Below are 16,636 nucleotides of genomic sequence, written 5' to 3'. Positions count from 1 at the left end.
GGTCCGGGGCGCGAGGTCCCGGAGCACCGCGGGCGGGCGGGGCTCGGCGGCGAGGACCGCCCGGTCGACGCCGGTCACGGCGAGCACGGGGGCGGTGTCCCCGCCGGGCGCCGGGGCGGCGAGCGGCGCGGTCGCGAGGTCGAAGGCGGCGAGCGCCTCCGGCTCCGCGAGGGCGCGCAGCCCGAGCCCGTGGATCCGCCGCAGGTCCGCCTCGGCGAGCCCGCCGCCCATGCCGGTCTCCCACAGGCCCCAGGCCAGCGAGACGGCGGGCAGGCCGAGCGCGGCCCGGTGGGCGGCGAGGGCGTCCAGGAAGGTGTTCCCGGCCGCGTAGTTCGCCTGGCCCGCCGTGCCGAGCAGGCCGGCGATCGACGAGAACAGCACCAGCGGCTTCTCGCCCGCCAGTTCGTGCAGGTGCCAGGCCGCGTCGACCTTGGGCCGGAGCACCGTGTCGACCTGGTCGGGGGTGAGCCCGGCCAGCGTGCCGTCGGCGAGGGTGCCGGCGACGTGCACGAAGGCGACGGGGCGGTGCCGGTCGACGACCGCCGCGAGCGCGTCGCGGTCGGTGGCGTCGCACGCCTCGGCGATCAGCCGGACGTCGCCGTCCAGGCCCTCGACGGCCGGGGCCGTCCCGCTCCGGCTGAGCAGCAGGAGCGAGCGGGCGCCGTGCCGTTCCACCAGGTGGCGGACGAGCGCCGTGCCCAGCGCTCCGCTCGCACCGGTGACCAGGACGGTGCCCTCCGCCCAGGGGGCGGTGCCGCTCGCCGGGGCGTCCGGCTCCGCGACGGCCGGACGGTGCCGGACCAGCCTCGGCACCAGCGCCCGCCCGTCGGCGAACCGCACCTGTGGTTCGTCCGCGAGCGCGGCCGGGGCCTGGGCCAGGGCGGCGGCGACCTCGTCCCGGACGTCGCCGGTGCCGTCCCAGTCCGGGCGGTCCACCAGGAGGAACCGGTCGGGGTGCTCGGCGGCGGCGCTGAGCACCAGGCCCCGCACGCCGGCGTGGGCCAGGTCGGCGCCGACCACGACGGCGAGCCGTCCGGCGGCGTCGGCCGCGAGCCGGTCCCGCAGCAGGCCGAGGGTGTGGTGGACGGCCCGCCGGGCGCGCTCGGGCAGCTCGCCCGCACCGGCGTCGACCTGGGTCACCTCGGGGGCCGGATCCGGCGCGGACGTCCCGGCCGGTGCCTCGTCGAGGGGCCGCCAGACCGGTGCGTACAGCAGGTTCGCGCCGGCCGAGGCGGTGGCCGGGAGGCCGGTGAACGGGCGCAGGACCAGCTCCTCGACCTCGACCCGGACGGTGCCGTCGGCGTCGCTGACGACCAGCCGCACCGACTCGGGGCCGGTGGGGGTGATCCGGGCGCGCAGGACCGTGCCGCCCGGTGCTCCGGATCCGTCCCGGAAGCGGACTCCCGACCAGGAGAAGGGCAGCAGGGCCGGCCGGGTGTCGTCGGCGACGCCGGGGAGCAGCGGGTGCAGGGCGGCGTCGAGGAGCGCCGGGTGGACGGCGAAGCCCTCGGCGTCCTGGTCGGCGGCGACCTCGGCGAAGAGTTCCTCGCCGCCGCGGTGCAGCGACCGCAGGCCCTGGAAGGCGGGGCCGTAGCCGTAGCCGTGCTCGGCGACCCGCTCGTACAGGCCGTCGAGGTCGACCGGGGTCAGCTCAGGCGGCCAGGGGCCGTCGGCGGCGGGCGCCCCGGCGTCGTCGGCGAGGGTGCCGACGGCGTGCCGGGTCCACGGGAGACCGGCGGCGTCCGGGGCGTCGCTCCGGGAGTGGAGCGTGACCTCGGCCCCGTCCACCGTCAGCTGGAGGACGAGCGCGCCGGTCTCCGGGACGACCACGGGCTCCACGACGGTGAACCGCTCCAGCGGTCCGGCGGTGGCGGCCAGTTCGACCAGCGCGGTGCCGGGCACGATCACGGCGCCGCCCACCCGGTGGTCGGCCAGCCACGGGTGGCCGGCCAGGGAGATCCGGCCGGTGGAGACGGTGACGCCTCCGGCGCCGTCCGCTCCGGTGGCGAGGTCGACCGCCGCCCCCAGCAGGGGGTGGCGGGTGGCGCGCAGTCCGGCGCCGGTCACGTCGCTCCCGCTCACCGGGGTGAGCCAGAAGCGCCTGCGCCGGAAGGCGTAGGTGGGCACGTCGACCGGGCGGGCGCCGGGCAGGACCGCGTTCCAGTCGGGTTCGACGCCCCGGGTGAACAGGGTGCCGACGGCCTCCGCGACCGTCTCCGGCTCGGGCCGGCCCTCGCGCCGCAGCGGGACGGCGACGGGGCTGTCGGTCTCCTCGGCGGGGAAGGCTGCCGCGATCATGCCGGTGAGCACCGCGTCGGGGCCCACTTCGAGGACCGTGCGGACGCCCTGGTCCCGGGCGGTGAGCAGTGCCTCGTGGAAGCGGACGGTCGCCCGCACCTGGTCGACCCAGTACTCGGGGTCGGTCCACCGCTCGGCGGGGCCGGCGGTGACGGTGGAGAGGGCGGGGATCACCGGCGGGTGGTAGGTGAGCTCCCGGGCGACCGCCCGGAAGTCGTCCAGCATCGGTTCCATCAGCGGCGAGTGGAAGGCGTGGCTGACGGTGAGCCGCTTGGTGCGCCGGCCCCGGGCGGCGAACTCCTCGGCGGCGAAGGCCAGGACGGGCTCCTCCGCGCCGGAGAGGACCAGCGAGGCCGGGCCGTTGACGGCGGCGACCGTGACGCCGGCCGGGAGCTCCCGGCCGTCCAGCTCGGCGGCGGTCGCCTCGACGGCGACCATCGCCCCGCCGCGCGGCAGCGCCTGCATCAGACCGCCGCGGGCGGCGACCAGACGGGCGGCGTCGGGCAGCGAGAGGACGCCCGCGACGTGCGCGGCGGCCAGTTCGCCGATCGAGTGTCCGAGCACCAGGTCGGGCCGGACGCCCCAGGACTCCACGAGCCGGAAGAGCGCGACCTCGACGGCGAACAGCGCGGGCTGTGCCGTGCCGGTCTCGTCCAGGTCCCGTCCGGTGGCGATCGCCTCCCGGACGGCCGTACCGAGCGCGTCGCCGAACTCCGCGCACACCGCGTCGAAGGCGGCGGCGAAGACGGGGTGGGCGGCGGCCAGCTCGCGCCCCATGCCGGCGCGCTGGGCGCCCTGCCCGGTGAAGGCGAAGGCGAGCCCGCCGCCGGCCGCCCGCACCGGGACGGCGTCCCGCAGTCCGGCCGCGCTGGTCGCGGCGATCCGGTACGGCAGCGCGGAGCGGGTCGCCAGGGTGTACGCCTCGTCCGGCGTCCGGAGCGCGGCGACGCGCTCCGCCTGGTCGGCGAGGGCCTGCTCGCCGCGGGCGGAGAGCACCCACGGGAGCGGGGCCGGCGCGCCGGGGAGACCGGTCGCCGGGAGGTCGGCGGCTTCCGGGGCCGGGGCCGCGGGCAGCGGCGCCGGTACGGCCTCCGTCTCCGCCTCCTCGACGATCACGTGGGCGTTGGTGCCGCCGAAGCCGAAGGAGGAGACGCCGGCCCGGCGGGGGCGCTCCCCGCGCGGCCAGGGGCGGGCCCGGTCGAGGAGTTCGACCTTGCCGTCCGCCCAGTCGACGTGCCGGGACGGGGTGCCGAGGTGCAGGGTGGCCGGGGCGAGTTCGTGGCGCAGGGCCTGCACGACCTTGATGATGCCGCCGACGCCAGCGGCCGCCTGGGCGTGGCCGATGTTCGACTTCAGCGAGCCCATCAGGACGGGCCGCTCCCGGTCGGAGCCGTAGGTGGCGATGACCGCCTGGGCCTCGATGGGGTCGCCGAGCCGGGTGCCGGTGCCGTGCGCCTCGACCAGGTCGACGTCGGACGGGGCCAGCCGCGCGGAGTCGAGCGCGGCCCGGATCACCCGTTCCTGGGCGGGTCCGTTGGGCGCGGTGAGGCCGTTCGAGGCGCCGTCGGAGTTCACCGCGGAGCCGCGCAGGACGGCGAGGACGCGGTGGCCGTTGCGGCGGGCGTCCGACAGCTTCTCCAGGAGCAGCATGCCCGCGCCCTCGGCCCAGCCGGTGCCGTCGGCGTCGTCCGAGAACGACTTGCAGCGGCCGTCGTCGGAGAGCCCGCGCAGCCGGGAGAACTCGATGAACGGCGTCGGCGTGGACATCACCGTCGCGCCGCCCGCCACCGCGAGTTCGCACTCCCCGCTCCGCAGCGCGCCTGCCGCGAGGTGCACGGCGACGAGCGAGGACGAGCAGGCGGTGTCGACGGTGAGGGTCGGCCCCTCGAAGCCGAAGGTGTAGGCGAGGCGGCCGGAGGCGATGGAGCCGGCGCTGCCGCTGTAGAGGTAGCCCTGCACGCCGTCGGAGGGCAGGCCGGGCCGGGAGCCGTAGTCGCTGTACATGACGCCCACGTAGACGCCGGTCCGGGTGCCGCGCAGGGAGTCCGGCTCCAGGCCGGCGTTCTCGACCGCCTCCCAGGTGGTCTCCAGGAGCTGGCGCTGCTGCGGGTCGAGCGCGGACGCCTCCCGGGGCGAGAGGCCGAAGAACTCGGCGTCGAAGAGGTCGGCGTCGTGCAGGAAGCCGCCGCGGCGGGTGGTGGAGGTGCCGGGGTGGTCGGCGTCGGGGTGGTACAGGTCGCCGGGCCAGCCGCGGTTGACGGGGAAGTCCGAGGTGGCGTCGCGTCCTTCGGCGACCAGCCGCCACAGGTCCTGCGGCGAGGCGACGCCGCCGGGGTAGCGGCAGGCCATGCCGACGATCGCGATCGGCTCGTCGTCGCCGGTCCCGTCCGTCGCGGGGCGCCGCCCGGCCGGGGCCGCCCCGTCGCGGGGCGAGGACCCGCCGTCGGCCTCGGCCAGGGTCCACAGGTGCGCGGCGAGCGCGTCGGGGGTGGGGTGGTCGAAGACGACGGTGGCGGACAGCCGCCGTCCGAGCGCGGCGCCGAGCTGGTTGCGCAGCTCCACGGCGGTCAGCGAGTCGAAGCCGAGTTCGCTGAAGGAGCGCCGTTCGTCGACCTCGGCGGGGTCGGCGTATCCGAGGACGGCGGCCACCTGGCGGCGGACGGCGTCCTGGAGCCCGGCCCGGTCGAGGACCGGGGCGGTGTCGGCGTCCGGTCCGGGGTTGCCGGCGGGACGGCCGGCCGCGGGGGCGGCCGGTCCGGCCAGGTCGCGCAGGAGCGTGGGCAGCCCGGTCCTGCCGCGCAGGGCGGGGCGGTCGATGCCGGTCAGCGCGAACACCGGCGTGCCGGTGCCGCCGAGCCGTTCGACGGCGGCGTCGAAGAGGCCGAGCGCCTCCGCGGTGTCGAGCGGCCGCAGCCCGGTCCTGGCCAGGCGCTGGAGGTCGACCTCGGTCAGGTCGCCGGAGATGCCGCTGCTCTCGGCCCAGAGGCCCCAGGCGAGGGAGGCGGCGGGCAGGCCGAGGGCGTGGCGGTGGGCGGCGAGGGCGTCCAGGAAGGTGTTGCCCGCGGCGTAGTTCGCCTGGCCCGCCGTGCCGAGCAGGCCGGCGACGGAGGAGTACAGCACCAGCGGCCGGTCACCGGCCAGTTCGTGCAGGTGCCAGGCCGCGTCGACCTTCGGCAGCAGGACGGAGTCGAGCTGTTCCCCGGTGAGGCCGGCCAGGGTGGCGTCGGCGTTCACGCCGGCCGTGTGCACGACCGCGGCGGGCCGGTGGGCGGCGAAGACCGCCTCCAGGGCCGGGCGGTCGCTGACGTCGGCGGCGACCAGGACGGCCTCGGCGCCCAGTGCGGCCAGTTCGGCGCGGAGTTCGGCGGCGCCGGGCGCGCTCTCGCCGCGGCGGCTGACCAGCACCAGGTGCCGGGCGCCGTGGCGGACGACCAGGTGGCGGGCGAGGAGCGCACCGAGGGTCCCGGTCGCGCCGGTGATCAGCACCGGGCCCGCGCTCCAGTCCACGACGGGGTCGGCGCCGGCGGCCGGGCGGCCGAGCCGGGGCAGCAGGAGGGCGCCGTCCCGGATCGCGAGCTCCGGCTCCGGGGAGCGGAGGGCGGCGTCGAGGAGGTCCCCGGTCGCCGTGGCGTCGGCCTCGACGAGCTGGATCCGGCCCGGGTTCTCCGCCTGGGCGCTGCGGAGCAGGCCGCGGACGGCGGCGTGCCGGAGGCCGGGGGCGAGCACGAAGGCGTGGCGGCGCTCGTCCTCCTCGGCCAGGACCCGGCGGACCAGGCCGAGGACGGAGTGGACGGCGGCGCGCGCCCGCGCGCCGGTGCCGGCGGTGTCGTCCGTGTCGTCGGCGTGACCGGTGTCGTCGGCCGGGTCCGTGGTGAGGTCGTGCCGCACGGACGGTTCGGCGGCCGGCGGGGCGGTGGTGGCCGCCGGACGCCAGACGACCGTGTGCAGTCCGGCCGGCACCTGGCCCTGGCCGAGCGGCAGCAGGGCCAGCTCGTCGACGGTCAGGACGGGGTCGCCGTTCCCGTCGTGGGCGGTCAGCCGTGCCGTGCCGCCGCTCACGGTGACCGTGGCGGTCAGCGCGGCGGCGCCGGTGGCGTGGCGGGTGACGCCGCTCCAGGAGAAGGGCAGCACGGCCGGGGCCGCGGGGTCGACGACGCCCGGGAGCAGGACGTGCAGGACGGCGTCGAGCAGGGCCGGGTGGAGGCCGAAGCGGCTCGCCTCGGCCCGCTGCCGCTCGGGGAGGGCGACCTCCACGAAGCGGTCGTCGCCGTCGTGGCGGACCGTCACGAGGTTGCGGAAGGCGGGGCCGTAGTCGTAGCCGTGTCCGCTCAGCCGCTCGTACGCCCCGGTCAGGTCGACCTCGGCGCCGGAGGGCGCGGCGGCGGCGGACGGGGCGGCCCGGCCGGGCACCAGGACGCCGTGGGCGTGCCGGGTCCAGCCGCGGTCCTCGCCTGCGTCCCCGGCCTCGCCGTCGCCCGGTACGGGGCGGGCGTGGACGACGACGGCACGGGCTCCGCGCTCGTCCGGCGCCTCGACCCTGACCTGCACCGCGGCGGGTCCGTCGACGGGCAGCACCAGTGGTGCGGTGAGGGTGAGTTCGGCGACGGTCGGGCAGTCCAGGAGCTCGCCGGCGTACAGCGCCATCTCCAGCAGCGCCGTGCCGGGCACGACGGCCTCGCCGCGGATCCGGTGCTCGCCGGCCCAGCCGGTGGCGGAGGTCTCGCCGGTCAGCAGCGTCGCGCCGTCGGCGAGTTCCACCACCGTGCCCAGCAGCGGGTGCCCGGAGGACGGGGCCTCCAGCCAGTAGCGGCGGTGCTGGAAGGGGTAGCGCGGGAGGGGGACCTGACGGGTCGCCGGGAGCAGCGCCGTCCAGTCGATCGACGCGCCCCGCACGTGCAGGGCGGCGAGCGCGGCGTAGGCGGTCTCCACGTCGTCGCGGCCGGAGCGGAGCATCGCCACCCGGGCGCCGCCGGGGGTGGTGGGGGTGTCGTCGTCGGCGAGGGCCTGGGCGACCATCGCGGTGAGCACGGCGTGCGGGCCGAGCTCGACGAACTCGGTGACGCCGTGGTCGCGCAGGGTGCGGACGCCGTCGGAGAAGCGGACGGCCCGGCGGACGTGGGCGACCCAGTAGTCGGGCGAGGTGAGCTGCCCCTCCTCGGCCAGGGTTCCGGTCACGTTGGAGACGACCGGGACGCCGGGCTCGTGGAAGGTGACGGTGTCCAGGGCGGCCCGGAAGCCGTCCAGGGCCTCGTCCATGTGCGCCGAGTGGAAGGCGTGGCTGACCACGAGCCGCCGGGTGCGCCGGCCCAGCGCCGCCCAGTGCTCGCTCGCCGCGGTCACCGCGGCCTCGTCGCCGGAGACCACCACGGAGCGCGGGCCGTTGACGGCGGCGATCTCCGCGCCGGCCGGCAGCGCGTCCAGGACCTCGGCCTCGGTGGCCTCCAGGGCGGCCATCGCCCCGTCGTCGCGGGCCGACTGCATCGCGGCGCCGCGGGCGACGACCAGGCGGCAGGCGTCGGGCAGGTCGAAGACCCCGGCCACGTGGGCCGCGGCCACCTCGCCGACGGAGTGCCCGAGGAGGTAGTCGGCGGTGAGGCCGTGGTGCTCGGCGAAGCGGTGGAGCGCCACCTCGACGGCGAACAGCGCGGCCTGCGTGTAGGCGGTCTGGTCGAGGAGCACGGCGTCCGCGCTGTCCGGCTCGGCGAAGACGACCCCGCCCAGCGGGTGGTCGAGCAGCGGGTCGAGCTCCGCGGAGACCTCGTCGAACGCCGCCCGGTAGACGGCGGAGCGCTCGTACAGCTCGCGTCCCATGCCGAGGCGCTGCGCGCCCTGACCGGTGAACAGGAAGGCGGTCGCGCCGCGTCCGGTTCCGTCGCCGCGCACCACTCCGGGCGTGGTGGAGTCGCCCGCGGCGAGGGCGTCCAGGCCGCGCAGCAGGGCGTCCCGGTCGGCGCCGAGGACGACGGCCCGCCGGTCGAGCCGGGCCCGCCGGGTGGCGAGGGTGCCGGCCACGTCGGCCGGGTCGAGGCCGAGGTGGGCGTCGAGGAGGGCGCGCAGGTCGGGGGCGCGGGTCCGCACGGCCTCCTCGCCGCGGGCGGAGAGCACCAGCGGCAGGATCGGAGGCGCGGCGGGGGCCGGGTCGCCCGGGGCGGCGGCCGGGGTGCGCGGGGCGGGCGCGGGGGTCTCTGCCTGCTCCAGGATCACGTGGGCGTTGGTGCCGCTGATGCCGAAGGCGGAGACGGCGGCGCGGCGGGGCCGGTCGAGCTCGGGCCAGTCCTGCCGCTCGGTGAGCAGCTCGACCGCGCCGGCCGACCAGTCCACGTGCGGGGACGGCTCGTCGAGGTGCAGGGTGCGCGGCTGGACGCCGTGGCGCAGCGCCTGGACCATCTTGATCACGCCGCCGACGCCGGCGGCGGCCTGGGCGTGTCCGAGGTTGGACTTCAGCGAGCCGAGGCGGACCGGCTCCTCGCGGTCCTGGCCGTAGGTGGCGAGCAGGGCCTGGGCCTCGATCGGGTCGCCGAGGCGGGTGCCGGTGCCGTGCGCCTCGACGAGGTCGACGTCGCGGCCGGACAGGCCGGCGTCGGCGAGGGCGGAGCGGATCACCCGTTCCTGCGAGGGGCCGTTGGGGGCGGTGAGGCCGTTGGAGGCGCCGTCCGAGTTGACGGCCGAGCCGCGGAGCACGGCGAGGACCTTGTGGCCGTTGCGGCGGGCGTCGGAGAGCCGCTCGACGAGGAGCAGGCCGACCCCCTCCGACCAGCCGGTGCCGTCGGCGTCGGCCGAGAAGGACTTGCAGCGGCCGTCGGTGGAGAGGCCCTTCTGCCGGGAGAACTCGACGAAGGTGCTCGGTCCCGTCATGACGGTGACGCCGCCGGCGAGGGCGAGGTCGACCTCGCCCTGGCGCAGCGCGTTCGCGGCCAGGTGCAGGGCGACGAGCGAGGAGGAGCAGGCGGTGTCGACGGTGATCGCCGGGCCCTCCAGGCCGTAGACGTACGCCAGTCGGCCGGACACGACGCTGGAGGTGTTGCCGGCCAGGAGGAAGCCCTCCACCTCGCGGGGGGTGGCGGGCAGCCGGGCGGCGTAGTCGTCGTACATGACGCCGGCGAAGACGCCGGTGCGGCTGCCGCGCAGGCCGGTCGGGTCGATCCCGGCGTCCTCGAAGGTCTCCCAGGCCGTTTCGAGGAGCAGGCGCTGCTGCGGGTCGGTGGCGAGGGCCTCGCGCGGCGACATGTCGAAGAAGGGCGCGTCGAAGAGGTCGGCGTCGTGGAGGAAGCCGCCGTGCCGGGTGTAGCTGGTGGCGGGGTGGTCCGGGTCGGGGTGGTAGAGCCCGTCCAGGTCCCAGCCGCGGTTGGTGGGGAACTCGGAGACGGCGTCCCGGCCGTCGAGCACGAGCCGCCACAGGTCGTCGGCGGAGCGGACCCCGCCGGGGAAGCGGCAGGCCATGCCGACGATGGCGATGGGCTCGTCGGAGCGGGTGCCGGTCCGCCGGCGCGCGGCGGGCCGCCCCTCCCCCGCCGCCCGGGCCGAGGACTCGGCCAGGAAGAGGGCCAGCGCCTCCGGCGTGGGGTGGTCGAAGACGAGGGTGGCGGGCAGCTGGCGTCCGGTGGCGGCGCCCAGGCGGTTGCGCAGGTCGACGGCGGCGAGCGAGTCGAAGCCCTGCTCGCGGAAGGCCTTGGACAGGTCGAGCAGCTGCGGGGAGGCCAGGGCGAGGACGGCGGCGGTGTGCGTGCGGACCAGGTCCCGGGCCTGCTTCTCGGTGAGGGCGGTGCCGGCCGGTCCGGCGGGAGCCGGGGCGGCCTGCTTCCGGCGCCTCCTGACGAGCCCGCTCAGCAGGGCCGGGACCGGCGCGGCGGCGGGGATCCCGGAGAGCCGCAGGGCGGCGGGGACGGGCAGGGCGGTCGCCGCGGTCACCGCGCGGTCGAAGAGGTCGAGGCCCTGGGCGGCGGTGAGCGGGGCGAATCCGGAGCGGGTCCAGCGGTCGAGGTCGGCCGCGCCGAGGGAGTGGCCCATGCCCTCCTGCCAGAGGCCCCAGGCGAGCGAGGTGCCGGGCAGGCCCTGGGCGCGGCGGTGCGCGGCGAGGGCGTCCAGATAGGCGTTGGCGGCCGCGTAGTTGGCCTGGCCGGCGGTGCCGAGGAGGCCGGAGACGGAGGAGAAGAGGACGAAGGCGTCGAGCGGGAGGTGGGCGGTCAGCTCGTGGAGGTGGCGTGCGGCGTCGGCCTTGACGCCCATCACGGTGCGGACGCGTTCCCCGGTGAGCGCGGTGATCGTGGCGTCGTCGAGGACGCCGGCGGTGTGGACGACGGCGGTGAGCGGGGCGTCGGCGGGGAGGCCCTCGATGAGTGCGGCGAGCGCGGCGCGGTCGGTCACGTCGAGGGCGACCACGCGGGCGCCGTCGAGTTCCGCCTGGAGTTCGGCGGCGCCGGGCGCGTCGGGGCCGCGGCGGCTGACGAGGAGCAGCTTGCGCAGGCCGTGCTCGTGGTGGAGGTGGCGGGCGACCAGCGCGCCGAGGCCGCCGGTGCCGCCGGTGACGAGGACGGTGCCCTCCGGGTCCCAGCCGAGGGCGGTGCCGGTCACGGACTCGGCCGCGAGCGGGTCGGCGGGGGCCGTCCTGACCAGGCGGGGGACGAGGAACGCGCCGTCGCGCAGGGCGAGCTGCGGCTCTCCGGTCCGTACGGCGGCGTCGGCGGCGGCGGTCACGTCCCGGGCGCCCGCCGGGTCGACGTCGACCACGACGATCTGGTCGGGGTACTCGCTCTGGGCGGTGCGCGCCAGGCCCCACACGGTGGCGGCGGCCGGGTCGGCGAGCGCCGCGTCCGGGGTGGTGGCCACGGCGTCGCGGGTGACGAGGACGAGCCGTTCGGTCGGGTCGTGCTCGCCGGTGACCCACTCCTGGACGGCGGCCAGCGCCCGGGTGGCGGTGACGGCCGGGTCGGCGTCCGGGGCGAGCTCGACGACCGTGGGCGGCGCGGCGTCGTCGTCGGGGCCGTCGGTGGGCGCGGGTCCGGCCGCGGGCCGCCAGGCGACCTCGTACAGCGGCTCGGTGCCGGTGCCGCCGGAGGCGGTGGCCCGCAGGGTCAGCGCGTCGACGGTGGCGACGGGGGCGCCCGTCGCGTCGGCGAGCAGCAGCTCGTAGGTGTCGGGGCCGACGGGGGTGATCGTGGCCCGCAGCTCGGTGCCCCCGGCGACGGCCCGGTGGGTCCGCACGCCGCTCCACACGAACGGCAGGCGGGTGCCCTCCGCGCCGTCGGCCAGGCCGAGGACGACGGGGTGGAGCACGGCGTCGGTCAGAGCCGGGTGCAGCAGGAAGCCGTCCTCGGCCCCGAGGTGCTCCTCCGGGAGCCGGAGCTCGGCGTAGAGCGTCTCGCCGTCCCGGTGCACCGCCCGCAGGCCGCGGAAGGCCCCGGCGTAGGCGTAGCCGCGGCGGGCGAGGAGTTCGTACGCGTCCTCCACCGGGAGCGGCTCGCCGGCCGGCGGCCACGGGGCCGGGTCGTCGGCGGGGGGCTCCGGCGCGAGGCCGGGGGCCTGGAGCAGGCCCGAGGCGTGCCGGGTCCACTCGCGCTCGCCGTCGCGCCGGGAGTGGACGGTCAGCTGCCGCTCGCGGACGGTGACCTGCACGGTGACGGCGCCGGTGGCCGGGAGGGCGAGCGGGGACTCCAGGGTCAGGTCCGCGACCTCGGGCAGGCCGACCCGCTCGCCGGCGAAGAGGGCGAGCTCCAGGAAGGCGGTGCCGGGCAGCAGGACCGTGTCGCCGACGACGTGGCCGGCGAGCCACGGGTGGTCGGCGAGCGAGACGGCGCCGGCGAGGACGACCTCGTCGCGGTCGACGAGTTCGACGACGGAGTCGAGCAGCGGGTGCTCGGAGACGGCGCGCGCGGGGCGCGGCGGCAGCCAGTACCGGTCGCGGAGGAAGGGGTGGGTCGGCTCGACGCCGTGGATCCGGTCGAGGGCGGCGCGCAGGACGTCGGGCTCGGAGCCGGTGGAGCGGCCGAGCGGGACGACGCGGGTGACGCCCGCGGAGCGGATGAGCGGGGTGAGGGCGGCCGACGGGCCCGCCTCGACGAACAGCGCGGCCCCGGCCTCCCGGAGGGCGAGGACGGCGTCGTGGAAGCGCACGGTGCCGCGGATCTGCTCGGCCCAGTGGTCGGCGTAGCCGTCGGGGTCGGCGGGCAGCGGGCGGCCGGTGACCGTGGAGACGACCGGGACGACCGGCGGCCGGTGTTCGACGGTCCGGGCGATCGCGCGGAACTCGTCGAGGACCTCGTCCATGTGCGGGGAGTGGAAGGCGTGGCTGACGGTCAGCCGGGTCACCCTGCGGCCCCGCTCCCGCCAGCCGGCGGCCACGGTCTCGGCGGCCTCGGCGTCGCCGGCGATCACCACCGACACCGGTCCGTTGACGGCGGCGACCACGACGCCGTCGACCAGGCTCGCGGTGATCTCGGCCTCGGTGGCCTCGACGGCGATCATCGCGCCGCCGGAGCGGGCCCGCTGCATGAGCCGGCCGCGGGCGGCGACCAGCTTGGCCGCGTCGGGCAGGCTCAGGACGCCGGCCAGGTGCGCGGCCGTCAGCTCGCCGATGGAGTGCCCGGCGAGCAGGTCGGGCACGAGGCCGTGCTCCATGGCGGTGCGGGCCAGCGCGACCTCGTGGGCGAAGAGGGCGGGCTGGGTGTAGCGGGTCTGGTGCAGCGCCGGGTCGTCGCCGAACATCAGCTCCTTGAGCGGCCGGTCCAGGTGCGGGTCGAAGGCGGCGCACACCTCGTCGAGGACGCGGGCGAAGACCGGGGAGGAGGCGTGGAGTTCGCGGCCCATGCCGGCGCGCTGGGCGCCCTGGCCGGTGAAGACCAGGGCGGTGGGGGTCCGTTCGCCCTGTTCGAGGACGAGGTGGGCGTTGGTGCCGCTGATGCCGAAGGCGGAGACGGCGGCGCGGCGGGGCCGGCCGGCCTCGGGCCAGTCCCGCTCCTCGGTGAGCAGCTCGACCCGGCCGGACGTCCAGTCCACCCGGGGGGTGGGCGTCTCGGCGTGCAGGCTGCGCGGCAGCACCTCGTGGCGCATGGCCTGGACGACCTTGATGACGCCGGCGACGCCGGCGGCGGCCTGGGTGTGGCCGATGTTGGACTTGAGCGAGCCGAGGAGGAGCGGGACCTCGCGGTCCTGCCCGTAGGTGGCGAGGACGGCCTCGGCCTCGATGGGGTCGCCGAGGGAGGTGCCGGTGCCGTGGGCCTCCAGCAGGTCCACGTCGGCGCCGGTCAGTCCGGCGTCGGCGAGGGCGGTGGTGATGAGGCGCTGCTGGGAGAGGCCGCTGGGGGCGGTCAGGCCGTTGGAGGAGCCGTCGGAGTTGACGGCGCTGCCCCGGATCACGGCGAGCACGGCGTGGCCGTTGGCGCGGGCGTCGGAGAGGCGTTCGAGGACCAGCATGCCGACGCCCTCGGCCCAGCCGGTGCCGTCGGCGGCGTCGGAGAAGGGCTTGCACCGTCCGTCGGCGGCGAGTCCGTGCTGGCGGGAGAACTCCTCGAACATGCCGGGGGTGGCCATGACGGTCACGCCGCCGGCGAGGGCCGCCGACGCCTCGCCGGAGCGCAGGGCGCGGACGGCGAGGTGCAGGGCGACGAGCGAGGAGGAGCAGGCGGTGTCGACGGTGAGGGTGGGGCCGACGAGGCCGAGCTGGTAGGCGATGCGGCCGGACAGGACGCTGGTCGTGGTGCCGGTGAGGACGTAGCCGGCGACCTCGTCGCCCGCCTCGTGCATCCGGGGGCCGTAGTCGGAGGCGGTGCCGCCGACGAAGACGCCGGTACGGCTGCCGCGCAGGGTCTTCGGGTCGATGCCGGCCCGCTCCAGGGCCTCCCAGGAGGTCTGGAGCAGCAGTCGCTGCTGCGGGTCCATGGCGAGCGCCTCGCGGGGCGAGATGCCGAAGAAGGCGGGGTCGAACTCGGCGGCGCCGGTGAGGAAGCCGCCGACCCGGGAGTAGCCCTCGCCGGCCGCCCAGCCGCGGTCGTGCGGGAACGGGCCGATGACGTCGCGCTGTTCGGCGACGACCCGCCACAGGTCCTCGGGCGAGGCGATGCCGCCGGGGTAGCGGCAGGCCATGCCGACGATGGCGATGGCGTCCTCGTCGGCGGCGCCGGTCCGGGCCGGGGCGGCCGGTCGGCCGGCGGCCCGGCGGCGGCCTGCGGCGGGGCCGGTCCCGGTCTCGACGAGGTGGGCGATGAGCTCCCGGGGCGTCGGGTGGTCGAAGAGCAGCCCGCTGGAGAGGTTCCGGCCGGTGGCGGCGGAGAGGCTCTCGATGAGTTCGACGGTCATCAGGGACGAGAAGCCGAGGTCCCGGAAGTTGGTGTCCCGTTCGACGGCGTCGGGGCCGGCGGCGCCGAGGGCGGCCGCGATCTCCGCCGCGACGAGGGCGGCCAGGTCGTCGGCCGCGCCGGTGGCCCCGTCTCCGTCGCGCGGGGCCGGGTCGGTGCCCGTCCAGTACCGCTCGCGCTGGAAGGGGTAGCCCGGCAGCCGCACCCGCCGGGCTCCCGGCTCCGTGGGGAGCGCCGTCCAGTCGACGTCCTCGCCGCGGACGAACGCCGCCGCGAGGCGGGCGGGTCCGGCTTCGCCGTCGAGGTCCCGGGCGGGCGACCCGGCGGCCGCCGTGCCCGCGTCCGTCTCCGGGTCGGTCTCCGTCTCCGGGTCCGTCTCCGGGCGGGTGATCACGTGGGGGGCCGGGGTCCCCGACGCGAGGGCGTCGAGGCCGGTGCGCAGCTCCTCGGCGTCCGAGGCGAGGACGACGGCGCGGTGCCGGAACGCCGTCCGGGTGGTCGCCAGGGAGTGGGCGAGGTCGTACGGGTCGATCCCGGCGTCCCGCAGCAGCGCGGCGTGCGCCCGCACGGCGGCCGGCGTCCGGCCCGAGACGGGCACGTCGGCGGCGGTCCGGCGGTCGGCGCCGGGCTCCGGGTCCGGGCGGCCGGCGGGGGCCGGCGGTTCGGCGAGGACCACGTGGGCGTTGGTGCCGCCCATGCCGAAGGACGAGACGCCGGCGACGAGCGGGCGCTCGGGGTGCGGCCAGTCGGCGAGGGCCGTGTGGACGCGGAGCCCGAGGGCGTCGAAGGGGATCGCGGGGTTGGGGGTCTCGAAGTTCAGGCTCGCCGGGATGCGGCGGTTGCGGATGGCGAGGACGGTCTTGAGCAGGCCGGTGATGCCGGCGGCGCCTTCGAGGTGGCCGACGTTGGTCTTCACCGAGCCGACGAGCAGCGGGTCCTCGGCGCGGCCGGTGCCGTCCGCGTCGCGGTCCGCGAAGACGGCGCCGAGGGAGGCCGCCTCGACCGGGTCGCCGACCGGGGTGCCGGTGCCGTGCAGCTCCACGTACTGCACCTGGCCGGGGGCGAGGTCGGCACGCCGCAGCGCGGCCCGGATCACGCGCTCCTGGGCCTGGGCGCTGGGCACGGTCAGGCCGGGGGTGGCGCCGTCGTTGTTGACGGCGCTGCCGCGGATGACGGCGTAGACGTCGTCGCCGTCGGCGAGGGCGGCCGACAGCGGCTTGAGGACCAGCACGACGGCGCCCTCGCCCCGGACGTATCCGTTGGCGCGGGCGTCGAAGACGTAGCTGTGGCCGTCGGGCGAGAGGCCGCCGAAGCGCTTCGCGCCCAGCGCGCCCTCGGCGAGGAGGTTGAGGTTGACGCCGGCGGCGAGGGCGACGGGCGACTCGCCCGAGCGGACGCTCTGGGCGGCCAGGTGGACCGCGACGAGCGAGGAGGACTGCGCCGTGTCGACCACGACGCTCGGGCCGCGCAGGTCCAGGGCGTAGGAGACCCGGTTGGCGATGACCCCGCGGTGGGTGCCGGTGTTGGTGTGCGGGGTGATCGCGGCGTCGCCGCCGCTGAGGACCAGGCCGGCGTAGTCGTCGCGGAGCGAGCCGACGAAGACGGAGGCGGCGCTGCCCGCCAGGGCGGCGGGGACGATGCCGGCGTCCTCCAGGGCGGACCAGGCGAGTTCGAGCACCAGCCGCTGCTGCGGGTCCATGGCCGCGGCCTCGCGCGGGGAGATCCCGAAGAAGGCGGCGTCGAAGTCGCCGACCCCGTCCAGGAACGCCCCGAAGCGGGCCCCGTCGTCGAAGCCGACCGAGCCCGATATTCCGTCCCGCCGGTCGTCCGGTATTTCGGTGACGGCGGTGCGTCCGTCTCTCAGGAGCTCCCAGAAATCATGTGTCCCGGTCGCCTCGGGCAACCGGCAAGACATTCCGACGATCGCGACGGAATCGTCGCGAACATCCCCGTGACCGTCATGTCCTGTCGTCATTGTGAGAGCTCTTTCCTTGATGAGAGTTCAGACAACCGCGATGCGTTTCCGGGCGCGTTCCCCCGCGCCCGGA

At 77.3% G+C, this 16,636-nt stretch carries 1 protein-coding gene; it reads right to left on the bottom strand.

What is annotated here, in order from left to right:
• A partial coding sequence (locus tag IE321_RS27030) for a type I polyketide synthase (RefSeq protein ID WP_190224862.1) occupies positions 1-16,563 on the bottom strand: 16,563 nt, incomplete at its 3' end.
• Positions 16,564-16,636: the final 73 nt, after the last annotated feature.

The sequence above is a fragment of the Streptomyces hydrogenans genome (assembly GCF_014656075.1).
Taxonomy (GTDB): domain Bacteria; phylum Actinomycetota; class Actinomycetes; order Streptomycetales; family Streptomycetaceae; genus Streptomyces; species Streptomyces hydrogenans.
This window is presented reverse-complemented; position numbering and strand designations above follow the sequence as displayed.